The sequence below is a fragment of the Paenibacillus sp. JNUCC 34 genome (assembly GCF_058269055.1).
On record NZ_CM177770.1, the window covers coordinates 5616307 to 5640015 of the forward strand.

Genomic DNA, 23709 nt, shown 5'->3' on the forward strand with positions numbered 1-23709 from the left:
CTATCCTTCCTGTGCGGGAGTCATAGAGGGCTTTCTCATTATTTGAACATATTTTTGAGAACCATCATCAGATTGGAGGGCTTTTCGGCCAGACGGCGTGTATAATAGGGATACCACATTGTCCCGTAAGGCATGTAGCAGCGGATGCGGTAACCCTGCCGGGCCAACTCAGCCTGGTCGTTCATGCGGAGCCCATACAGCATCTGAAACTCAAAGATGTCTTTCGAAATACCATGACGGGTTGAATACTCTTTTGCCCAGTTGATGATCCGGTCATCGTGACTCGCAATGGCGGTATATATTTCCCGATCAAGATGCCGCTTGATCATTTTTTTATAGTTATCTATAATTTCGCTCATGCGCTGAGAAGCAACGGCTGCCGGCTCTTTATACGCGCCCTTGACCAGCCGCAGATTGACACCTGCCTTCATCATTGTTTTGACATCCTCCGCTGTCCGGAATAGATAAGCTTGAAGAACCGTGCCGACGTTGTTCAGGCCTTCGGCATGAAGCCTTAGGGTCATATCGATCGTGGCTTGGGTGAATGACGAGTCCTCCATATCCAGACGCACGAAATTACCAAGCTCTTTCGCTCTGGATGCAACCGCTCTCACATTTCCATAACAAGCCTCTTGTTGGAGCGACAACCCCATCTGCGTCGGCTTCAAAGAAACGTTCGCATTTACTTTAAACTCGTCAATTCCCTCCAGCAGCCTTAAATACTGCTCCTTATATCCCTTTGCCTCATCTAAGGATGTGATTCCTTCGCCGAGATGATCAAGGGTAACCATAATACCAAGCTGGTTCAGTCGCCTGGTTTCCTCCAGCGCTTCCGTGAGTGTATCGCCGGCAATGAATTTGCGAGCCATTTTCTTGCCGTATTTAAGGGTCATCCGTTCCACCAGCTTGCTGCCGGATACGGTCAGCATCATTTTTCGGTAAAGCTCTGTGCCGTCCATCCCGTTCCCCCTTTCCGTTTGATTGATGTTAATCCTCTGTTATACGTTGTATTCTGTATTTCACGGAATATATCAGGATCAAAAAATAAGCAGAAAAATAAAAAAAAGAGATCCGAAGATCTCTAATTTTCATTGATAATATCTCTAACAATTTCAGCGGGTTGTTTATGTGTGGTATCGTACAAAAAATCTTTATTTGCAGATGAGTTTTCCATTTCATTAAGTAAAAACATTGACCGCTCTAATGAGTCGATATCCCCTCGTTTATTTAATCGTTCCATTATGGTTTCTTTATCCGCTCGCAATACAACATACTTAAAATTTACGTTTAGATCTGAAATCTGTTTACAAAACCAATCCAATTCATCTTCCACTACAAAATCAATCACCACATTTAAACCATGGTGTATATAATTTCTCGTTAAATCAACAATGTTCTTCCAGGTTATTTCAAGGCGTTCATCCCAAGAAGGCTGTGATTCTCCCTTAAACATATGCAATATGACATCACCTTCAATAAGGACACACCCGGTAACCTTTTCAGCAAGTTCTTTAGTTATTGTTGATTTGCCCACTCCGAGCGGACCAGAGATGAGGTAAACGATTTGATTTTTCTCATTATTGTTCGTATCCAACATTTCATGCACCATCCAATATTGTAGTCATTTCTGATAATTCAAGATCATAGAGAGCAGATTCAGATTCGATATCTATATAAGTTCATAACCTGATTTTACCGCTTATTATGCTACTTTCATAGTTTGAAGGCAGGCCCAAGCATAAGGACAACATGTTTCAATGCATACTCTCATATTCTAGATAACAGACAAACCATCTGAGCTAATAGCATAGAAATTTAATAGCATTAAATAGTCACTTACTTAATCATGGTGTATGAAGGAGGAATCGTGACCGATGAGAGTAACTTTTCAAAATGAATCCTTCACCGACTTTTCGAATGAAGCCATCGTACGGCTTATGAGCTGCACTTGCAGAGGCCGAGAACACCCTCGGTAAGACATACCCGCTAATCATCGGCATTCTAGCAAGCATTAAATGTAAACTCCCTTGTACTCTGAAAAGGGCTAGCGGGGTTCCTCTATTTAGACAGCAGGGAATATGAGGACACATCGTCGAAAAAAAAGAATATGAGAGTCAGTTACACACGGAGAGGGTTGATGACAATTGTTAGACGTTTTGAAGCAACAATATAACTACATTAGACTCACTAGGCAAACTTTGTTTGCATTTTTGGAAGGGATTCCGTTGCATAAGTTGCACAACACAGTCCCAAACTTCGGGAGTGGCAGTATTATGAAAACCCATATTCATGTTGCTGATTGCTATAGGTACTGGCTTGGATCATACGCTTTTAAACAGAAACGAGCTGATTTTTCATTTGCTACTGATATTGAGATTGAACGCTCGGATGTCAACTGGATTCGTGACAGATTTGAGTTAGCAGACGAAGCAGTACATCGGTTCTTGGAAGAGTTTAATTTTCGTTGGTTCGAACAAATATCGAATAATGTGAAATGGCAAGAGGAACCATGGAGTACAACTCCATTGTGGCTCTTAACCCATACGGAGACACATGAATTTCATCATAAGGGACAGATTGTATCTATGGCTAGGCACCTGGGTTACACTCCTCCTAACACAGATTTACAGTAGGCTTAACATCCAACAGTTTGAGAGCCATTACTTCTATTCTCGAAAGCGCTCTAAAATAAAATGTCAAAAGTGAGGCGCATATGATGTCAACTAAATTACGGTTTGCCATTGTCGGAGCTGGGGTCATCAGTTCGTTCCACGCGAGGGCGGTAACGGAAAATCCAGAAGCAGAATTGGTTGCGATCTCAGATGTTAGCGAGGAGACAGCCCAAAAGCTAGCAGAGGAATATAGCATACCTTCCATTCATACCGATTACCACGAGATGCTGCAGCGTCAAGACATTGATGTGGTTTGTATCTGTGTTCCCAGCGGTATGCATACAGAGGTAGCTGTAGCAGCGGCACAAGCTGGCAAACATATTTTATGTGAGAAGCCACTCGATACAACAATCGCTAAAATGGACTTGATGATTCACGAAGCTCGAAAGGCACAAGTCAAGCTGGGCGTCATTTATCAACGCAGGACGTTTCCTGCTGCCATTGCTGCCCGAAAGGCTGTTCAAGAAAATAAGCTTGGCAAGCTTGTTCTCGGAGATGCGTATTTGAAGTATTACAGAAGTCAGGAATATTACGACAGTGCAGGCTGGAGAGGAACATGGGAGCTTGATGGCGGCGGGGCTTTGATGAATCAGGGAGTGCATGGCATTGATCTGATCCAATGGATTGTCGGGGATGTGGAATCTGTATTTGCGCGATCTGCCGCACTTGTTAGAAATATTGAAGTAGAAGATACAGCTGTAGCTGTTGTGAAATATGTGAATGGAGCTTATGGCGTTATTCAGGGAACGACATCCGTCTGGCCGGGACAGGAAACTCGCTTTGAAATTCACGGGGAAAAAGGAAGCATCATTTTTGCAGACAGCGGCATTAAACAATGGGAGTTCATGGCCGGTGAACCATCCGTTCCGGATGTAGCAGGCACCGCCTCCGCCAGCAATGATGCATCGAATATTTCAGCGGACGGCCATTATATTTTGATCGATGATATGATCCAAGCCATTAAAGAAGACCGTGATCCGATGGTAACCGGTGAGGATGCAAGTAAGGCCGTTAAATTAATTCTCGCCATTTACGAATCGGCCAGAACAGGTCTGGAAGTCAGACTTTGATCTTCACAAGGGGGATGCGGCATGTCTCGGTTTCAGCTTGGAATCATAACAGACGAAGTATCTCAAAGTCTTGAGGAAGCGATCCATTTCGCTCTTCAGCATGACATGAAAGTACTGGAGCTGCGGTCGATTGAAGGACAAAATATACAATCGTGGTCAGACGAGCAAGTAGAGTCTATTGATGCACTTATTAGACAAAACGGCCTGTCTGTGTGTGCTTTATCTACACCCATTTTTAAGTGTCATTTAAGTCAGCCTGAAGAGCTTCAGGAGCATATTGCTATTCTTCACCGCTCGATTGAAATTGCCAAGCGACTTGGAACATCGATCATACGCGGGTTTAGCTTTTGGGCTGAAGAAGCTTTTGATGATGCGCTGCCAGCTATTGTGGAGCAGTTTCATAAAATCATACCTGAGCTGGAACGGGAAAATATTATATTCGCTCTGGAGTTTGATCCAAGCGTATATGCCAGCAATGCCAAGAAAGTACGAATGATTTTGGATGCAGTACACTCGCCAAATGTGATGGCCCTTTATGATCCCGGCAACGATCTATGGGACCCGGATGGAGAAATTCCTTATCCCGATGGTTATGAGTTTCTGAAGGGCAAAATCTGTCACATTCACTTAAAGGATGCGGTGAGAACACCGGATGGTGTAAAGGGTGTTGCCATAGGTAAAGGTGAAGTAGATTATCCAGGCTTACTACGCAGACTCATCATGGATCATTATGAAGGTTATTTAGTTGTAGAAACACATTACCGTCTGCAATCAGAACTTTCCGAAGAACAGCTAAAACGCCCTACGGGCTATGCTTTCTCAGAAGGTGGGCTAGCCGCGTCTCAGGAATGTGTTGAGAGCCTGAAGCAGCTGCTTGAAGAGGTTTATAAGATGAACTAGTTTGATCTAAAAATGGCCGGTCTCCTGTACGCTAAGGATACCGGCCTCTTATTACTTTTTACTAACCTCGATATAGATGCGTACATCCGCCTAGACTTGTTATTTCTACCATGGTGTTTCAGTCTTGTGTTCAATAACTTGTAATACTTTTGGTTCAAGAGCTTTTTTCATTTGTTCCTTTGAATGATTGTTTTTAGGAATTTGTCCATTTTGTTCAGCTTGAATTTGTCCTTCAGCCTGTGTATTTGCAATCACATCAATCACTTGTTGTTTAGAGACATTTTTAGATGCTGCAATCTCGACAACAGATTTACCTTTTGCTAATTCTTGTTTTAATTCTGCTGGGCTAATTTTTAGTAAAGAAAACAGTTTTTCATCGTTTAAAAAGGAATCAGCAGTATAATCAGGTTTACCATTTGTAGAGAAAAAACCTTCTACTGAAGGTGTAGGCCCACCTCCGATTAGAGAAACATTTATTGTATTGCCCTGAACAAATACCTGGTAGAACGGTGTTTTTGATCCCTTCTCGGTGTAATTCAACATAAACGTTTTTTGATTCGGATTCTCCATTTGCTCCATACTAAACTCGTACTCATCAATGTTGCCATACATTTTATCAATGAGATAATCTACCTTCGCCTTGATTTCTTGATCGGTTAAAGAAATGACTGGCTTCTCCTTAGGCTCCCAATTCTCTTGATTCATGTGTTCAATCTCACCCGTAATACCGTTAGTATCAAGTCTAATCTTTTTGCCGGTTCCTCCTTTTTCCTGCAGTACGATGCTTGTTTGGATCGCTTTCATTTTGGTTGAATTAGTAGGGTCTCCTCCAAGGTAGCTTGCATCGATAATCTCAAACGATTTTGTTTCGGGAAATGCGCTATACAGCTTCTCAAGTGTTACTTTGCCAACGTCATCCACCTTGACTTGTTCAGCAGTCATTGGTGTTCTAGTAAGCATTTCAATCAGGGGAGGGGCCGCAAATGCTGCGGTTGGAATCAAAATCGCAGTGGCAACTATTCCACCAATTAATCGTTTTTTCATAGTTTTTTCGCTCCTTTTTGGTTGCAAATATTGAGAATAGGATTGTTCTATTCGTTTAGAAATGGCCGGGGGGCACTCCATAGTTTCTGCCTCTTTGTGCAGATGTTCACGGATTTTGCGTTCAATAGGCATTGATCTTTTCCATCCTTTCTGGGGGGAGATTCCGTAAGTTTTTTCGAAGCGCCTGGAGGCCAGCATGATATCTGGACTTGACTGTACCCAGCGGAATATCGAGCAATGTCGCAATTTCCTCAAGAGCATAGTCGTGAAAAAAACGGAGGATAATCACCGTTCGCTGTTTATCGGTCAGTTTTTGGATTGCCTTCGATATCATTTGGTTCGTCTTATCCATCAATACAGCAGGTTGATCCCAATGAGACTCTTCCCGAGAGAAGGCGCGGATACGTTCAAAAATTCGGAATCTCCGCCAGCTCTTGACCCGAAATCTCTGCACTTGACGGATTACCAAGCCGTGCAGCCAGAAGTGGAATGGCCGGTTCGTATCGTAGTTAGCAAGTGAGGTCCACATTTGCATATAGATCTCATTCATGACATCTTCGCGATCCTGTTGATGATCCACTAGAAAGGAGACTGTCCGGTAGACGTCCTGATAGGTGGCATCATACATCGTATGAAACGCCTGTTGATCACCATCTTTCATTTTTGTGAGTAATTGGTACATATATTCACTTTGCATTCAGAGGGCCCTCCTGAGTAAGCAGCTTACACACTATATTGTCTCTCTATCGGAAAAAGGTTCGGTGCTCTTCTTATTTTTTGCAAATGGTTGAGTGCAAGAGGCTAGAAATAATTTAATGGAATTGGTGGCACACTAGTCCACATAGAAAAAGCATGTTCACCTCGTTAAATTGACCGAATCACTACTTTCTACATAACTGTGATTGGCACAAAAAAATGATATCGGAGGTAACCATGAGTACCTTATTATATCGATCCTTGGTGTTAATGATCATTTTGTCGCTCTCCCCCACTCCTTTTGCACATCACTTTGCAACTGCGGCAAAATTGGAAGAACCCGCGATAACCATCAGTATACGATCAACTCCAACCGCAAAATTGGAAAGTAAAATCAATCTTAATACTGCACAAATCAAGCTATTGATGAAGAATGTAAAGGAACAGGAAGGCGTTGTTCCAACCTCCTTTACAGATGTATACGTAAAAATGGAGCGAAACGGTCATAGTGAACATTACCGGCTAGACTTTAAAAATCATTTATGGAACATTACTGAAAAAAGGTATCTTGTTCTCTCCGATGCTGCTATTTTACAAATGCAGACATACATTAAAGCGTTAAGAGACATGCATTATGGACGCATCGTACCTTGGAAGGATATCAAAACAATACTGCCTCGGAAAAGTATGTTCGCGGTCACTGATCTGGAAACCGGACTTACATTTCGCGTACAACGCCGAGCAGGAAGCGACCATGCAGATGTGCAGCCGCTTACGACTGCGGATACAAAAATCATGAAACAAATATACAACAATCAATGGAGCTGGAACAGAAAAGCGATAATCGTTCAAAAAGGAAACGAAAAGCTGGCTGCTTCGATGAACGGTATGCCTCACGGAGGAGATGGGATCCCGGAAAACGGTTTTAAAGGGCATTTCTGTATTCATTTTCTGGGCAGCTCCACTCACAAATCAGTTCATACGGATTTGCTCCATCAATTCATGGTTCATAGAGCAGCTGGAGAGCAAAAACAATATATTAGCACCGCATCGCCATATATGCTGGCACATTTATTTATAGAATCCTTAAATCTTCAGGATGCCGAACTGCTTCGCCAAATCTCAGATGGATTGCCTACGGAAACGTTAGAATCCATTATCGATGATATGGACAACATAAAGGCTACCCGAGTTCAACAGAAGTATGCTCCTGAGACTAATGAAGTCACGGACAACTTACTTCAAGAAATCACTCTACCCGTAGCACTTCAATATAAAGGAAAGAGAACTAAAAATGTGACATATCGATTTGTGTTTGCTAGAGAATCACTACAATCACCTTGGCTGGTCCGAGACTTTTCACAATAAAGGAACGCAAAGTATTAATCAGACAAAATGTCCCCCGTAGGAGACCTTTATTAAGTGTCTACTCTACGGGGGACATTACTGTTCATCAATTCATTTCCTATAAAACTTTACTTCCGGATACGCTTCACTCGGTCCGTCTAACAACGTACCTTTCATCCCCTTCAAATGCTTATTAAAGAAATCGAGGACATATTCATTCACGATATCCGCTCCTCTCTCTCCATCTATACTGCCCGCCATTCTCATCAAACTAATCAATTTCGAAAATAGCGGAAGATCGGTAAAATTGTAATGAGCGGTTCCATCGATTAAAAGCAAGGTTCCTTCATGTTTCATGACATCGTCAACAATAGCTAGTTCATCGGAAAGAAATTTTTTTATCTGTTCGTCCGCATCCGGTCTATTCTTATATTGTTCAATCCCGGTAATATAGTCTCCCGTTCTCATAAACAGAAAGGGCTTGTTCATGGATTCCCGGTCCTTTATCTCAAACAGCGTACCGTCCATATTAATCCCGGCTTGGATTTTATCATTTAAATAGGATGCATTAAACGCCGTAGCACCCCCAAACGAGTGGCCCATCATTCCGATATGATTCAAATCCATCGTCTCTTTAAAGTCGCTTTGGATCACACCCGTATTCATCTGATCCAATTGTTCGATGACAAAATCCACGTCCTCAGTCCATACCTTCCCGATCTTATTCGTGGCTTCAAAGAAGTTATTCTCATCGACCACCGTTTCATAACCGGTGACCTCCCCATCCGGAAAAGCCGTAGTCATCGTACTGTAAGTATGGTCTATCGCGGCCACGATAAAGCCATGGCTAGCGAGATTCTCTGCTTGAGACTTATGAAGAAGCATCCCCGTTCCCATGCCATGACTCAAGATGACCAAAGGATACGGGCTGGTAGAGCGCAGAACTTTGGCTCCATCATGAGAATTGCTCTCGATGTATTTCAAATAATCCAGTACAAATGCGGGAACACCTAGCTTTGAGGAGTAAGTTCCCATAAGTCGGTTGAACGTCTCCGGATCATCCGGAAAAAGCTTTTTTGTCTTCGTATCGGTTTGCTCTGCCGGATACCACACTTGTACCATAAGCTCTCTACGGTCGCCTTGTTTGTCCGTGAAGACCTCTTCTCTGTCCTCATCTATAAGGTGAAACGTCTGCGTACCAACCGAATATGCTCCATCAGGCTTCGGCAAATTAAATACAGGCAGGTATACAGACAAACTGACGGACACAGCCATAAGAAGAATCGAGAAGAAACCCAAGCTGTATTTTAACGACTTTCCGATCTTCACATGAATACCGAAACTCCTGATGATCATGAAAATGATGAGCAGTACCGTAATGACATATACGAATAGCATCTGCCAGCGGTACCCCTCCATAAACAATTGCACCAATAACACCACAGCACTCGCTATAGCGATGGATGCAAAAATTTTTCGTGCTGTTTTTTTAACCAACAACAAATAAAAAAGCATAACAAAACAGAATATAACCAACATCAGCTCAAATAATCTCATCTCTTCCTCCTCTAGATAAGTTCATATAACTACCTAAAGCACTCTTATCTATATTAGGGCTTGAAGATTAAATCGAGCTAACGTAGTGTTTAAATTTGGTTTAAAAAACGTCCTAGCGTCTGAAACGCCTTGTCTAAATCCTTCTTCGGTATACCAGCATACCGATCTCCGACACTGATCTCACAGTAACTGTCGCCTTTGCTGTTATCTCGAATATAAGACGTCAAACCTACACCCGTCTCTGTATAGAGGCTCTTAAGTAGAGGCTCCAGCTTCTCCTTAGGAAGCTCAAAATGGACATGAAACATGTTGGAGACAGGTTCCAATGGCAGCGTGGACATGCCGTGACACCGGTTAAAATAAGCAGCTAACTCTTTGGCTTCTTCATAATACTGCCCCATCCTATCGACTCTTTGCTCGAAATAATAATCGGAGCTGAGGATATAAGGATACAGGCTGATCAAATCGCCGCCATGCCGCCGTTTCCATATCTTCGATTCGTCAATAAAGGCAGTTTCGCCCGCAAGTACAGCACCGGCAATCCCGCCAATCCCTTTGTAGAACGAAACATACACGCTGTCAAACAATTCGCATATTTCGGCAGCCGACTTTTGATAATAAGGTACAATTTCAAACAACCTCGCCCCGTCCAGATGCAGCTTGATTCCTTTGTCCCGGCAGAAGGCGGAGATTGCTTCAAGCTCAGCATAGTCTGGCAGTTGACCGCCAATTTCACGCTGCGGAAGTTCCAACAGTAAACACGCAATATCTTCCTGCATGTTCACCACGTCATCCAGCTGAATTAATTGGTCTTTGTCTGCAAGCAGCACCGGCTCGATATGATGCAACTCCTTCAGTCCGTCTTCTTCATGAATTTCCAAATGGCATAAGGGATGATAAGCGACTCTCTTTATCCCTTGTTGATCACACCATATTCTGAGGGCAATCTGCTGTGCCATCGTCCCGCTCGGGAAAAATACCGCACTCTCTTTACCAAGGTACGCTGCCATTTTATTCTGAAAATCCTCGATCACGTTGCCTTTTCCATACATGTCACTGTCAAGACTTCCAGCAATTTGTTCCAAAGCGAGCTTCAATACTTGAATGTCCCTGCTTCCATGCCCTGTAACCTTGTAAGTCGTTTCATTAAACACTTCGGATAACCTTTGATCTGCGTTCATTTCATGTAAAACTCCTCTCCCCTTAATGAGGCAGAATAGGTACTTTCTCTATTTCTATTTTACACGATGGCTCGTTTAAACGGATTCATTCTAAATCACAATAATCTCCTAAAGGTTCCAGCCTCCCCAAAGGTGAAAATAAACACATACTATGATAAAATACTAAATTGCAAAGCAAGCAACCTTAGGGAGGTTTAGGGAAACACCATGCTCATTATTGGAATCGCCGGCGGCACAGGTTCCGGCAAAACAACGGTGGCCCGGTCTGTCATTGACCGACTCGGACCAGGCAAAGTAACTTTTATATCTCAGGATAATTATTATAAGGACAACCCTCACCTCACTCTGGCTGAACGCGAGAAGATCAATTATGATCATCCGTTTGCCTTTGAGAATGAGCTGCTCATCGAAGATCTGAAGCTCCTGAAATCAGGACAGCCTGCTTACGCTCCAGTGTACGACTTTACGGTTCATGCACGCTCGAAAGAAGAAAAGCTGGAGCTGAAACCGAACCATATCGCTATCATTGAAGGGCTTCATGTACTCTCGGACGAAAATCTCCGGAAACTTCTCGATATTAAAGTGTTCGTCGATACAGATCCCGATGTACGTATACTTCGCCGGGTCGTTCGGGATATCGAGGAACGCGGCAGAACGATCCATTCGGTTCACGATCAATATTTAAGCACGGTGAAGCCGATGCATGAGGCTTTTATCGAACCATCCAAGAAATATGCGGATGTGATCCTCCCTGAAGGCGGAGAAAATGAGGTCGGCATTCAGCTGCTGTCCATCTTAACCGAGAAATATCTGACGGGTGATCGGACTTGGGGAAGCAACTAAGAAAACTTAATTTGAAGTCTTAATCGTAATCACATAAACTTTTTTGAGCGAGCTGCCGGGCACAACTGCCCAGCAGCTTTTTGGCGTACGCTAACCACTGGGCCGCCCTCCGCTGTTCATTTTTTATGCGTTATTAGAAGTTGTATAACGTCTTGTGCATTCTGTATCGCTTCTTCAAGCGAATGGGTTAAACGGTCCGTTACTGTAATGATGTCTTCATATTCTCCCGGCGTGTTTAGCACACTCTTTACGTTTAACTCCTTTGATTTCTCTACTTGATTCAGTAATCGGAGAATGGCACTGATTGAATAGTGTGCAGCCCTTAATGTCCGAATGATCTTCATTCGATTGATTTCTTTTTCTGTATATACACGGTGCCCATTATTAAGCCTGGGAACCGTAATTAAATGATTTCGTTCCCAATTCCGTACAACCTCAGATGAGATATCGAGTATCTTAGCAGCCTCCCTTCGAGTGTACGTCTGATCTTCGGACCACGATTCTGCACCACTTAGCCACTTCTCCACAAGTTCGATCGCTTCCAACGCTCGTCCATATTCTTGTTCTAAATGAGTCAAATACTGCTCGGCAAGCTCAAAAGCCATACTGAAATTTTCTTTCCCGCTAGCTTCAACAATGGCTCGTGCTTTGGCTCGGATATGGCCTTGAACGATCTCGCAGCGAAAAGCGGTCCTTGCCACAATCAGCTGAAACAAGTGGATATCTGAAAATATACGGTATCCATTGTCCTCTCGTGAAACCGGCGAAATATAACCCCAATCTTCATAAATACGGACGGTATTCGGATGCACATTCGCCAGTTTTGCGATTTCTGTTGTTCTGTACATCCGATTCTCCCCTTCGTTACTTCCATTTAAAAAACTTGATTGCGCCTCCCAGACCAAGTACAACACAGAGGACAAGTACAACAACACTGATGAGCAAAGGTTGAATAGGCTCCCCAATCGAGACTTGCTTTATAAGGTGAATACCGTGTGAAAGAGGAAGTATGTCCATGAACCATTGGAAAAACCGCGGCATCACTTCATATGGAATGGTCGCACCCGAGAACAGCAGCATCGTAAAATAGGCAACTGAGCTCCATAAATTCGCAGATTTTTGATCCGGCACCACACTACCGATGAAAATCCCAATACTGTACATGGCGCATACAACGAATGCATAAGAAAGCAAAAAGATTCCCCATGAGCCTTTCATATCATAATCAAATAATAAGTCATATACAGCTGTTACACCAACAAAGGACACTAACGCTGAAGAAAGCTGGATGACCACTTGTGCAAATAAAATATGCAGAGGGGATACAGGGGTCACTTGAAATCTTTTTAAAATACCCCGGTGACGATAGTCAGCAATGGTAAGCGGTACACCCATCACACCTGTCGCGAGCACCCCGATAGTAATGACAGCAGGGTAGGACATTTCAAACATAGATGCGCCATTGACAGATGCATCTCTACTCATCATGTAACCAAACAGAGTCGCCAATATCATCGGAAACAAGATTCCGAATATAAGAATATCGATCCCTTTCCAGACGAGCTTGCCTTCTATTTTCAACAATGTCCAAAACAAAGTCATGTCCATTCCTCCTCTCCTGCAAAATGTAAATAGGCGTCCTCTAACGTTGCTTTTCCACTAAGGGTCAACATATCTTGAATCGTACCGGTTGCGACGGTTTTACCGTCTCTTAAGATTAACAATCGATCACAAAGAGCCTCGACCTCATCCATGTAATGAGAAGTAAGCACAATGGATAGCCCGTTCTCTTTCATGATCAGCAGCTGCTTCCACAGCATTCTACGTGCCTTGGTATCCAGCCCTGTTGTTAACTCGTCTAAAAAGACAAGCTCTGGATTGGGCAAAAGTGCCAACAACACAGCAAGGCGCTGCTTCTCACCGCCTGAGAGTGATTTGACAAGTTGTTTTTTCTTATCCTGTAGTCCAAATACAATCAGCAATGGCTCTATTTCTTGTGTTTCTTTATATAGCGCATGCCACTGAATACATGCCTCTTCTACAGTCAAGCGATCCTGGAAATTCGTTTCTTGAAATTGGACACCAACTTTTTCGAACACTTTCTTTCGTTCGGTGATGGGGGATTTCCCAAGTAAAGAGAGCTCCTTAAACTCACTCTTCTCAATCCCTAAAATCGCGGCAATACTAGAAGATTTCCCGGCACCATTGGCCCCGAGTAAACCGAACACTTGGCCTTTGTCGAGACAAAAGCTTAAATCTTGTACAGCGGTTTTTTCTCCGTATCGTACCCATAGATTTTTTACGACTAGAATCATATTTCCACCTCACTTCAGTTCAATAGATTCACACTATATCAAATGAAGTGCGGGGTGGTGTTATATTGGAGGGTTTATACAATGCGTAAAAAGACCAGACTACCGTCAGGCAGCCTGGTCTTCTTCGATTATGTCTGTTTCTAAGGCTCAATCGATACGCCATGAAATTGCATGATACCATTCGGATGTCTCCAATATCCCTTCACCTTGTCGCTGACACCGTCCAAATATTCCTGATGATGAATGTACAGCATCGGAGCCAGCTCGACAAGTTTTTCCTGGGCCTGCTTATACAACGCTAGGCGTTTAGCCGGATCATTCTCTTTACGTCCTTCGTCCAGCAGTCGATCCAGTTCCGCATCCTTCGTAAAGGTCCGGTTGCCCGGCTCCCCGACGTTTGCGGAATGGAACACCAGATACAATCCATAGTCGGCATCAGCTGTTACCGTAGACCAGCCGAGCACAAACATATCATGCTTGCCTTCGGCTGTCTGAGCCAAATAAGCGCCCCACTCCATCACTTCGATCTTCACTTCAACATTCAGCTCTTTCAGCTTCGACTGCACATATTCCGCAATTTTGATCCGCTCCGGATTATCGTTTGTCCAGATCGTCGTGGAGAAGCCCTTTTCTAATCCGGCCTCTTTCATCAGTTCTTTCGCTTTTTCCATGTTATGCTCGATCGGTTTGACGGAGGCGTCATAACCGTTGACGTTTGGAGCCAACGGACCGACGGCAGGTATTCCCGTCCCCTCATAAATACCTGAAATAATCTCATCTTTGTTGATTGCCATGGACAATGCCTGACGCACACGGACATCGTCAAACGGCTTTTTTTGCATATTAAATCCGATATAGGACAGGCTGAGCGAGGCTTGGCGGTTCAGAGACGCACCATCCAAACCTTCTACACGGCTGATACTGCTTGGTGATACCGGATCAATAACATGTGCATAACCCGTTTCCAGTTCGGCAATCCGAGTACCGTCTTCGCTGACAACTTTAAAGGTTACGCTGTCCACTTTTGCTTTCTCTCCCCAATGATCATCGTTACGGACAAGCTTTACTTCCTGCCCTGGATTCCAGTTATCCAGCTTAAATGTGCCTGTGCCCGTCGGATTTTGAGCCAGATATGCGCCTGCCTTCTCACCGGCATTCACCTTTTCATAATCCTTCTTAATGCCTTCGGCACTAACCATACTTACTCCAGGGTGAGCCAGATGAGCAAGCAGCGGTGAGAACGGATAAGCTGTAACGAACTGCACCGTATTCTCGTCAATCACCTTGACCTCCTTGACCATATCTACCAATCCGGCACGCGGGGAAGCCACCTTCGGATCCAGCATCCGGTCGATATTCGCCTTCACGACTTCCGCATTGAAAACAGAGCCGTCAATGAATTTTACACCCTGACGCAGCTTGAACTCCCAAGTAACGTCATCTACCGCTTTCCAGCTTTCGGCTAGACCTGGTTGAATGACAAGGTCCTTGTCATGCTTGAGAAGTGTGTCATAGATATGGGTTGTCATTACACTCGTTTGCTGATCTGTCGACATATGAGGGTCCATAGAAGGAGGATCGGATAACCAGGCGACAACAAGATCCTTCGCTCCGCCCTCGGCGGTTTTACCTTCTCCTTTATCCTTGTTTCCGGTTTCCGGAGGCGTAGTCGTATTACCACTGTTTCCTTCCGGTGGTTTGTTCTCTCCGGTACTGCTGCCCCCACTGTTGCCGCTACATGCCGACACAAACAACATTATCAAGATGACCAAGAATGGAAAAACCCGCCTCAATCTTTTGCTACCCGCCATAAACTGAGCACTTCCCTTCTCAATTAAAAATTAAAAATATTTTCCCAATATTAAACATATATTTGAGTAATTCATATTTATACTGGAAATCTCTATTTATCCTTCGGTCAATTATTTGGAGAAAGGGTGATTCCACTTGCGTAAACTGACGGCAGCACCAGTTACAGCAGAATCCGGACAAAGCCGGGCTCGGCAGCGAAGATGGAAATCTTTTTACATGAATTTGCAAAAAAATAAAGCGGCACTGCTGGGAGGATACTTTCTCATCTTTATAATCGTTGCCTCGATCATAGGTCCCTTCCTTACACGGCATGACCCCACAATCGTCGATTATTCTGCTAAACTGCTAAAACCTTCGGCCGATCACTGGTTCGGTACGGACCATAACGGACGGGATATATTTACGCGCATTGTTCATGGAATGCGGCTCACACTGTCAGTCGGTTTCATCTCGGTTATCATCGGAGCAGCATTCGGCATCATACTGGGGATTATCTCCGGATATTATGGCGGAAAGCTGGATTCCATCATCATGCGTATAACGGATGTCATGCTTGCATTTCCGGGTCTTCTGCTGGCATTGGCGATTGTAAGCGTTCTCGGAAAAAGCCTGTTCAACGTAATTATTGCAGTCAGTATTTTTTCCATCCCAACCTTCGCCCGGATTGTCCGGGGCTCAACACTGGCGGTACGTAAGCTGGAATATATCGACGCCATGCGATCACTCGGGGCCGACGATAGCCGGATTATTTTTAAGCATATTTTACCAAACGTCTTGTCCCCTATTATCGTCCAGGCTACTCTCCGTATTGCCGTTGCGATCCTGACGGCCAGCGGCCTTTCCTTCCTTGGACTTGGCGCACAACCTCCGACACCGGAATGGGGTGCGATGCTGAACGACGGACGCAACTATATTACGGATCACCCTCATGTCGCCCTCTTTCCCGGCCTTTCCATTGTCCTGGTCGTGGTTGCCTTTAACCTGCTGGGTGACGGTCTGCGAGACGTACTCGATCCGAAGACAAAAAAATAGCGCTAACTGCCGTTAACAATCCTCCTCTACCTCATATACTTATCATTTCTTGAAATTTAAAGAAAAGGAGCCGGCACACCATGCTCATGTATACCGTTCGAAGGCTTATTCAGACCATTCCGGTCGTCATCGGAGTGACGATTATTGTCTTCCTGCTCATGCATCTTATTCCGGGCGATGCGGCGCAGGTTATTGTTGGAGAAGGCGCTCCAAAAGAAAAAGTGGAGCAAATCAGGGAAAGCCTCGGCTTGAATGACCCCCTGCCCTTACAGTATTGGAACTATGTCAGCCAGCTGGCCCAAGGCGATCTGGGAGACTCGGTCCGTAGCAACCGGCCGATCGCAGATGAAATTTTCAAGAGCCGTTTCTGGATTACCGTGGAGCTTGCACTGTACAGCACGATGCTTGCCGTCTTCCTCGGTCTAACTGCAGGCATTATTTCCGCGGTAAAAAGGAACTCACCCGCCGATGTTGGCGTCATGCTGATTGCCCTATTCGGACTGTCCATGCCGAACTTCTGGCTCGGACTCATGTTGATCCAATATTTCGCCGTCGATTTAGGATGGTTCCGTCCTTCCGGGTGGGGAACCTGGTCACAGACCATTCTTCCGGTCATTACCCTTGGTACAGGTGGTGCCGCTATGATCGCCCGAATGACCCGCTCCAGCATGCTGGAGGTGATCGGTCAGGATTATATCCGAACCGCTCAGGCTAAAGGCGTCCGGGAACGCGTCATCATATACAGACATGCTCTGAAAAATGCGATGATTCCCGTCATTACCGTCATCGGACTGGAATTCGGCGGTCTCCTGGGCGGAGCCGTGCTGACTGAATCGGTCTTCGCGGTCAACGGCATGGGACGGTATGTGATCGATTCAATCCGGGCGAGGGATTTCCCGGTCGTCCAAGCTGCGATCCTGATCATTTCCTTGACGTTTGTGTTCGTGAACTTACTCGTGGACATCTCCTATAAATATTTCAATAAACGAATCGATTTCGATTGATCCCTAATAGTGCGTGTTCAAAAAGTCAGATTTTCAGCACCGAAGAATATGCTTCCGATGTGCGTTTTTCAAAACGCTTGAGTTGGATGAAGATAGGGACTGAGGAGCGGAGCGTAGGCTGAACCTACGTGAGCATGCTTACGAAGTATGTTTCCTTCGGAAACATTTTAGCTGAATTCAAGATTCGACGTCGATTTCGCTTCCTGGATCACTTCGTGATCAAAAGATGATTTTTTGAACAACCTCTAATAGCTGAAAGGGAAAGGAGTGAGGAAGGATGGACCCTAAGCAGCCGGTGCTGGAGATTAACAACCTGCAGACTTCATTTTTCACGGACCGCGGCGAGGTGAAAGCGGTGGATGGCGTGAGCCTTACCGTCCGCAAAGGCAAAACCCTTGGCATCGTAGGCGAATCAGGATCGGGGAAAAGCATTTTATCATTATCTATTCTGCGTCTGATTTCAGAACCGGGCCGCATTATCGGTGGTGAGATACTATACAACGGGAACAATCTGCTGAACAAAACGGCCAGGCAGATGCGTGACATCCGAGGGAATCAAATATCGATGATCTTTCAGGAGCCAATGACCTCGTTGAATCCTGTCTTCACCGTCGGTGAGCAGATCGCGGAAGTCTATCAGGTTCATGAAAATATAGGCAAGCGGAAAGCGATGGATAAAGCAGTGGAGATGCTGCGTCTCGTCGGTATCCCCTCCCCCGAAAAGAGAGTGAAACAATATCCATTCCAGCTGTCTGGGGGGATGCGTCAGAGGGTCATGATTGCCATGGCTCTGGCCTGCAATCCTGATCTACTCATTGCAGATGAGCCAACGACGGCACTGGATGTAACCATACAAGCTCAAATTTTGGAGCTCATTCAGGAGCTTCAGCAGAGGCTGCATATGTCAGTCATCTTTATTACACATGATCTTGGCGTTGTCGCGGAAACATGTGACGATGTTGCTGTCATGTATTGCGGAAAAGTTGTGGAATTCAGTGATGTCCAGACCTTATTCAAGGAGCCGAAGCATCCGTATACGGTTGGGCTTATGAATTCACTGCCCCGCCATGACATCGACCAGAAGGAGCTTGAGGCGATTAAGGGCTCCGTTCCGAGTCCTTATGCAGCGCTAACCGGCTGCTGGTTCGCACCGCGTTGCCCCCATGCACAGGATCTGTGCCGCGAAGCGACACCAGAGCTGAACGATCTGGGTGGCAACCACAAGGTACGCTGTTGGATGTACACCGATATATGGGGGACAACGCCGGAGGTGAAGACATGAGCAAAGAACTTCTGACCGTGAACCACTTAAAGCAGTATTTCCCGATCAAGGGCGGCGTCTTTGGTCGAACCGTCAATTACGTCAAAGCCGTCGACGACATTTCCTTCACCGTCTATGAAGGCGAAACGGTCAGTCTGGTAGGCGAATCGGGCTGCGGCAAATCTACGACGGGGCGTGCGATTTTACGACTGGACGAACCAACCTCCGGTGAGGTGATTTTTGACGGAAGTAATCTACTCTCGCTGAGCAGAAAACAAATGACCCAAAAACGCAAAGACCTGCAGATGATCTTCCAAGACCCTTACGCTTCTCTTAACCCAAGAAAAACGGCCGTACAGGTACTGGAAGAAGCGATGGAAATCCAAAATATCGCGCCCAAAAACGAGCGGCGGCAGAGAGCCATCGAACTGCTGGAGACCGTCGGCTTGTCACCTCATCAGGCGGACCGGTATCCGCATGAATTCAGCGGTGGTCAGCGACAGCGGATCGGCATCGCCCGTGCGCTGGCGGTCAATCCGAAGCTGATCATCAGCGATGAGGCCGTATCGGCCCTCGACGTCTCGATTCAGGCTCAGGTGCTCAACCTGATGAAGTCTCTGCAGCGGGAATTCAAGCTGACATACCTGTTCATCTCGCATGATCTCGGAGTCGTCCGTCATATTTCCGACCGAATCATTGTCATGTACCTGGGGACCATTGTGGAGATTGCTGACAAAAAATCGTTGTTCTATCAGCCGCGGCATCCGTATACACGCGCCCTACTGTCTGCCATTCCAACCCTTGACCCGGACCGAAAGACCGAGCGTATCTTGCTGAAGGGTGACGTTCCCTCCCCTATCGATCCGCCATCGGGCTGCCGGTTTCATTCCCGCTGCATATATGCAAGCAACCGCTGCAAGACTGAAGCTCCTGAGCTGCGTCCAGTGCAGAACGGGGTCAAAAACCATCTTACTGCTTGCCATCACATGGAGGAAATTGATAACGGTCCGATGAATACACGTTAATCTGGAACATGATGATGCCGTATAAACTTTAGTACCGCATGTGTGGATTACCTCATGAACTCTTTGTACCGCCATCTACGGAGTACCGCATGTGATCTACTGCCGTCATGCAACGCCACATCGCCGTGGTGTGACGAACCATTGTTACGTTAAACAAGCCCTACATCAAGCAGATCCCTGATCCGTTTGACGAAGGGCTTTTCTCTTTGGTGAGCCTGCCTTTACATCTGGATTCCTCGGCAATACTCTTACTCCATAGTGAGTCCACCCGTCACAGGCGTGTACGTACCCGTCACAAACCGGGCGTCATCGCTTGCCAGGAAAGAGATTACACCTGCTACGTCATCAGGCTCGGCTACACGGCCAAGCGGCGTAAAGCTGCCGATCATCTGCAGCTCTTGTTCCGTCATCCCGGCCGTTGCATCCGTCTGTACCAGACCGGGAGCAACAACATTGGCGGTAATACCATACGGACCAAGCTCTTGCGCAATATATACAGCGAACGTATTCAACCCGCCCTTCGCTGTCCCATGCGCAATCATATATGGAGAAGGGTCCTTACCCAGACTGCTGGAGATGTAGATCAGACGCCCGGACTTCTGCTCCATCATGGATGGAATTACAGCTTTCGTAGTCAAGAACGCCGCTCGTAATTCATCATTCAGCTTCGGGGAGAACTCCTCCCAAGACATCTCGGCAAAAGGCTTTGCCACAAAACCCATATTCGCGTTGCATACCAAAATATCCAGGCGGCCATACGTCTCCTTCACTCTCGAAACAAGCTTCAGAACTTGATCCTCCTCACGCACATCACCTTGAAAAGCCACCGCCTCGCCGCCATTAGACTTAATATCAGCAACCAACGATTCAGCGGCTTCTGTATTTGTTAAATAGTTAACGACCACCTTAGCTCCTCGCTTCGCTAGTAGAATGGACGCTGAACGTCCTATTCCTCGTGCGCCCCCTGTCACAATCGCCACTTTACCTGCGAGATTCATGATTAATGCCCCCTTAGATCACCCGAATTGTTAGAGCTTGGATCATAACCTGATCTTCCTGACATCGTTTGACCTGAATCGAGATACAAGGCGGCTACTTCCAGCGCCGTCTTCCTTACCTCTGCAGCGATATGAGCTGGTTCCAAAATGAGTACATCCGTCTTCATCTGCAGCAAAAAGCTAATAAGCCACTTCTCATGAGGAAGTTTGGCCTTTACCAGAAGCGAACCATCTGCCAATCTCTCGATCTCATTCTCATCAAAATGATCTGCAGCATACACCTTAGCATCACCAGAGATACGAAGCACGAGATCGATGGTCTGTTGTCTCGGCCTTACCCATTGCGCGTTCATCTGCGAAAGCGGCATATCCCGTCGATTAAAAGAATCCGAAAGAACCTGAAGATCCCGAATACGAGAAAGCCTGAAAGTCCGGTAATCCTCACGACTCAAACAATAACCGTGCAGATACCAAGCGTACCCCTTAAGCGCAAGTCCCATGGGTTCGATTTTGCGCTCCGTGTCATCACCTTTAGCATCCGTATAATGAAAGAGGATCAGCTTATTGTCTTTTACCGCCTGATGCACCGCTTCATATTTATTTCGTTCCGCCTCACTTTTTTTCCATGGGGTAAAGTCAATCTGCACCAGATCGCTGTCTCCGAGACGTCCCTGTTCTGCCTGGGAAACCAAAGCCCCCACCTTGTCGAGCAAACGATCTATATTGGTTGGATCGAGTGCCTGTGTCGATTGAAGACCACGAAGCGCGGTAGACAGGGCAACAAGCTCATCAAAAGACAGCATCTGCCGGTCCAGACGAAAGTTATCCATGATCTCATAACCACCCTCCATGCCCGTATACGACACGATAGGAATACCAGCAAGACTGAGTGACTCCAAATCCCGGTAGATGGTACGCAGCGATACTTCCAGCTTATCTGCCAACTCCTGTGCTTGCACCCGCCTGCGGTTTAATAAAATCATCGTAATCGCCATGAGCCGTTCGAGCTTCATTTCGTTCGCTCCCCTCAAAACATCAATACATACCATTATATACCATTTATTTCGCTACATGTTGGGATCGATTGTTATGCTGCATGGTGTGCAGATACCATGCAGCATGATCCTATTAATGAGACGTCGCGTAATCCTCATCCTGTGCTTCCGGATCCAACTTCTCCTTCGTCATACCAAACGCTGCCGCCAAAGCCAGAACGGCCGGGATAAGACTCCAAGCAAAGGTCCCTGCAATTGATGATGACAACCCTTCCGTAATGGTATTAAGCGCGGATACATCCATAGACTGACGCAGTGCGGGATTCAGCAATACGTACGGATCACTAAAATCGACACCAGTTGAGGCCATACTCTCCGCTCCGCTGCTGCCGAAGGCTTCCGTGAGCTTGCCAGTAAGCGAATGGCTTTGCAATATCCCGAATATCGTAATGCCTAGTGTCATGCCAAGCGAACGGTTAAAATTCAGCGTAGAAGTTGCCGCGCCCCGCTGCGCAGCCGGAAACGAATGGATAGCCGCGCTGCTGAGCACCGAGAAGGAGGACCCGATGCCGAGACCAACCAGAATCATATACACCGTGATGAGAAACCGCGGTGATGTTGTGTTCAGTGCGGTCAAAGGTGCAAGGCCCGCGATCAGAACCAGGAGTGTCGGAATGAGGATCGAACGGTACGGTAGCTTAGACACTAAATATCCACCCACAGTTGCCGTTACGACTGAACCGACCATCATCGGAAGCAGTACAAGCCCGGCATTCGAAGCTGTACCACCCAGCACGCCTTGAATGTAAATCGGGATGAACATGGAAGCCGTCATAAACGCCGCACCGCTGAGCATGGCGACCAGATTGCTTGTCGTGAACAGCCGATTGCGGAACATACGGAATGAAATGATCGGCTCAGCCGCTCTTTTTTCCACAAACACAAGCAGACCACTCAGGACAACAAAACCTGCAAACATACCGATAATTTGCGGGGAATCCCATGCATACTGTTTACCGCCCAGTTCAACTGCGAACATCAGGCAGATGACAGCCCCCACTAACAGGATTGCGCCGAGAAAATCGATCTTCTGTCTAGAATGCTCCGCCGATTCCTTGTAGAAAAGCAGGATCAGGAAGAAAGCAATCAGACCGAGCGGCAAGTTGATGTAGAAAATCCAAACCCAGTGAATATGTTCCGTGATGTAACCACCAAGCAGCGGAGCCGCAATGCTCGATAAGCCGAACAACGCTCCGAACATCCCCGTCATCTTGCCTCTATTCTCAGGTGCGACGACATCGAACATAATCGTGAAGGCGATCGATACCATCGCGCCTGCCCCAATGCCTTGAACTGCTCTATACAGACTCAGCTGAACGATGGACTCCGCTGTCCCACACAAAGCTGAACCGATCATAAACACGATGATCCCGAAAATGAAAAACCTTTTGCGTCCGTACATATCCGACAGCTTACCGAAGATCGGCATGCCAGCCATTTCCGCAACCATATACGCCGAAGTAGCCCAAACAAACTTGTCGAGACCTCCAATCTCGCCAACGATGGTTCCCATCGCGGTTGCCACAATCGTGTTGTCCATTGAAGCCATCAGAATGACCATTAGAAGTCCCGTAATAACGACTCCGATTTTGTTTGGTGATTTATTCACTCAAATTCCGTCCTTTCCTTCATGTAAGTTTCGATAACCTCTTTCTGAAAACAGCATAAACCACCCTTGTTGACAACAGTGTGGCAAGAAAGGAATACCCATTACATGGCCTTTTTCGTCCCCTTAATATTGTGGCAAGGTGTCTCGTTATCTCCTCATTTCCTTGGCTGACCCCTTTTGTCTGTTGTAAGACGCTACGCTTTTCCGGAATCGTTTCGTCCCCTCAGCAACTTCGTGCTTGTCCACTTAAAAAACAAATCAAAGCAGGCCGCCCAAGGATGAATCCTC

The 23709-nt window shown here is 46.0% G+C and carries 22 protein-coding genes; 9 read left to right on the forward strand and 13 right to left on the reverse strand.

Annotated elements, in window-relative coordinates; all coding sequences use genetic code 11:
- Nucleotides 1-38 precede the first annotated feature (38 nt).
- The gene (locus AC2TF5_RS25950) at nucleotides 39-959 is read right to left on the reverse strand and encodes a proline dehydrogenase family protein (protein ID WP_491299956.1); all 921 of its coding nucleotides are present in this window, start codon (nucleotides 957-959) and stop codon (nucleotides 39-41) included.
- A 122-nt stretch (nucleotides 960-1081) separates the two neighbouring features.
- Entirely contained in the window at nucleotides 1082-1597 is a 516-nt protein-coding gene (locus AC2TF5_RS25955) for a P-loop nucleotide/nucleoside kinase family protein (RefSeq protein WP_491299957.1), read from the reverse strand.
- Nucleotides 1598-2144: 547 nt separating this feature from the next.
- Here AC2TF5_RS25955 and AC2TF5_RS25960 point away from each other — a divergent pair.
- From AC2TF5_RS25960 to AC2TF5_RS25970, 3 genes are all read left to right on the forward strand, one after another.
- Nucleotides 2145-2633, forward strand: coding sequence for a DinB family protein (locus AC2TF5_RS25960; protein WP_491299958.1), 489 nt, complete (start codon nucleotides 2145-2147; stop codon nucleotides 2631-2633).
- 80 nt (nucleotides 2634-2713) lie between these two features.
- Nucleotides 2714-3742: a Gfo/Idh/MocA family protein gene (locus tag AC2TF5_RS25965; RefSeq protein WP_491299959.1), complete on the forward strand. Its 1029-nt coding sequence runs from the start codon at nucleotides 2714-2716 to the stop codon at nucleotides 3740-3742.
- Nucleotides 3743-3763: 21 nt separating this feature from the next.
- Complete coding sequence (locus tag AC2TF5_RS25970; RefSeq protein ID WP_491299960.1) at nucleotides 3764-4642, forward strand: sugar phosphate isomerase/epimerase family protein; 879 nt, start codon at nucleotides 3764-3766, stop codon at nucleotides 4640-4642.
- Nucleotides 4643-4747: 105 nt separating this feature from the next.
- Here the strand turns inward: AC2TF5_RS25970 and AC2TF5_RS25975 are convergent, their stop codons facing one another.
- Together AC2TF5_RS25975 and AC2TF5_RS25980 are read right to left on the reverse strand one after the other, a co-directional pair.
- A complete protein-coding gene (locus tag AC2TF5_RS25975; protein ID WP_491299961.1) occupies nucleotides 4748-5818 on the reverse strand; it encodes a hypothetical protein in 1071 nt (356 codons plus the stop codon).
- Complete coding sequence (locus AC2TF5_RS25980; protein WP_491299962.1) at nucleotides 5808-6383, reverse strand: sigma-70 family RNA polymerase sigma factor; 576 nt, start codon at nucleotides 6381-6383, stop codon at nucleotides 5808-5810. The genes AC2TF5_RS25975 and AC2TF5_RS25980 overlap by 11 nt, the downstream gene beginning before the upstream one ends.
- 236 nt (nucleotides 6384-6619) lie before the next feature.
- Here AC2TF5_RS25980 and AC2TF5_RS25985 point away from each other — a divergent pair, with 236 nt between their 5' ends.
- Nucleotides 6620-7750 (forward strand): hypothetical protein, encoded by a 1131-nt coding sequence (locus AC2TF5_RS25985; RefSeq protein ID WP_491299963.1) that lies wholly within the window; start codon nucleotides 6620-6622, stop codon nucleotides 7748-7750.
- 90 nt (nucleotides 7751-7840) lie between these two features.
- On the opposite strand, the gene AC2TF5_RS25990 is transcribed toward AC2TF5_RS25985, so the two are convergent.
- Together AC2TF5_RS25990 and AC2TF5_RS25995 are read right to left on the reverse strand one after the other, a co-directional pair.
- Nucleotides 7841-9286: an alpha/beta hydrolase family protein gene (locus tag AC2TF5_RS25990; protein ID WP_491299964.1), complete on the reverse strand. Its 1446-nt coding sequence runs from the start codon at nucleotides 9284-9286 to the stop codon at nucleotides 7841-7843.
- A gap of 89 nt (nucleotides 9287-9375) precedes the next feature.
- Complete coding sequence (locus AC2TF5_RS25995) at nucleotides 9376-10467, reverse strand: threonine aldolase family protein (protein WP_491299965.1); 1092 nt, start codon at nucleotides 10465-10467, stop codon at nucleotides 9376-9378.
- A 207-nt stretch (nucleotides 10468-10674) separates the two neighbouring features.
- Here AC2TF5_RS25995 and udk point away from each other — a divergent pair, with 207 nt between their 5' ends.
- Entirely contained in the window at nucleotides 10675-11310 is a 636-nt protein-coding gene (udk, locus tag AC2TF5_RS26000) for a uridine kinase (RefSeq protein WP_491299966.1), read from the forward strand.
- A gap of 116 nt (nucleotides 11311-11426) precedes the next feature.
- On the opposite strand, the gene AC2TF5_RS26005 is transcribed toward udk, so the two are convergent.
- The 4 genes from AC2TF5_RS26005 to AC2TF5_RS26020 form a co-directional block, all read right to left on the reverse strand.
- On the reverse strand, nucleotides 11427-12158 hold the full coding sequence (locus tag AC2TF5_RS26005) for a MerR family transcriptional regulator (RefSeq protein ID WP_491299967.1): 732 nt from the start codon (nucleotides 12156-12158) through the stop codon (nucleotides 11427-11429).
- Between the two features lie 16 nt (nucleotides 12159-12174).
- On the reverse strand, nucleotides 12175-12912 hold the full coding sequence (locus AC2TF5_RS26010; protein ID WP_491299968.1) for an ABC transporter permease: 738 nt from the start codon (nucleotides 12910-12912) through the stop codon (nucleotides 12175-12177).
- Nucleotides 12909-13625: an ABC transporter ATP-binding protein gene (locus AC2TF5_RS26015; protein WP_491299969.1), complete on the reverse strand. Its 717-nt coding sequence runs from the start codon at nucleotides 13623-13625 to the stop codon at nucleotides 12909-12911. The genes AC2TF5_RS26010 and AC2TF5_RS26015 overlap by 4 nt, the downstream gene beginning before the upstream one ends.
- A gap of 140 nt (nucleotides 13626-13765) precedes the next feature.
- Nucleotides 13766-15382: a glutathione ABC transporter substrate-binding protein gene (locus AC2TF5_RS26020; protein WP_491303005.1), complete on the reverse strand. Its 1617-nt coding sequence runs from the start codon at nucleotides 15380-15382 to the stop codon at nucleotides 13766-13768.
- Between the two features lie 190 nt (nucleotides 15383-15572).
- Here AC2TF5_RS26020 and nikC point away from each other — a divergent pair, with 190 nt between their 5' ends.
- The 4 genes from nikC (at nucleotide 15573) to AC2TF5_RS26040 (ending at nucleotide 19759) form a co-directional block, all read left to right on the forward strand.
- On the forward strand, nucleotides 15573-16469 hold the full coding sequence (gene nikC, locus AC2TF5_RS26025) for a nickel transporter permease (RefSeq protein WP_491299970.1): 897 nt from the start codon (nucleotides 15573-15575) through the stop codon (nucleotides 16467-16469).
- Between the two features lie 80 nt (nucleotides 16470-16549).
- Nucleotides 16550-17473: an ABC transporter permease gene (locus AC2TF5_RS26030; RefSeq protein ID WP_491299971.1), complete on the forward strand. Its 924-nt coding sequence runs from the start codon at nucleotides 16550-16552 to the stop codon at nucleotides 17471-17473.
- 277 nt (nucleotides 17474-17750) lie between these two features.
- Complete coding sequence (locus AC2TF5_RS26035; RefSeq protein ID WP_491299972.1) at nucleotides 17751-18755, forward strand: ABC transporter ATP-binding protein; 1005 nt, start codon at nucleotides 17751-17753, stop codon at nucleotides 18753-18755.
- Nucleotides 18752-19759: an ABC transporter ATP-binding protein gene (locus AC2TF5_RS26040; RefSeq protein ID WP_491303006.1), complete on the forward strand. Its 1008-nt coding sequence runs from the start codon at nucleotides 18752-18754 to the stop codon at nucleotides 19757-19759. Before AC2TF5_RS26035 ends, AC2TF5_RS26040 begins: the two co-directional genes overlap by 4 nt.
- Before the next feature lie 248 nt (nucleotides 19760-20007).
- On the opposite strand, the gene AC2TF5_RS26045 is transcribed toward AC2TF5_RS26040, so the two are convergent.
- From AC2TF5_RS26045 to AC2TF5_RS26055, 3 genes are all read right to left on the reverse strand, one after another.
- The gene (locus tag AC2TF5_RS26045) at nucleotides 20008-20757 is read right to left on the reverse strand and encodes an SDR family NAD(P)-dependent oxidoreductase (RefSeq protein ID WP_491299973.1); all 750 of its coding nucleotides are present in this window, start codon (nucleotides 20755-20757) and stop codon (nucleotides 20008-20010) included.
- A 2-nt stretch (nucleotides 20758-20759) separates the two neighbouring features.
- Nucleotides 20760-21770 (reverse strand): helix-turn-helix transcriptional regulator, encoded by a 1011-nt coding sequence (locus AC2TF5_RS26050; protein WP_491299974.1) that lies wholly within the window; start codon nucleotides 21768-21770, stop codon nucleotides 20760-20762.
- Between the two features lie 115 nt (nucleotides 21771-21885).
- Nucleotides 21886-23421, reverse strand: coding sequence for an MDR family MFS transporter (locus tag AC2TF5_RS26055; protein WP_491299975.1), 1536 nt, complete (start codon nucleotides 23419-23421; stop codon nucleotides 21886-21888).
- Nucleotides 23422-23709 lie beyond the last annotated feature (288 nt).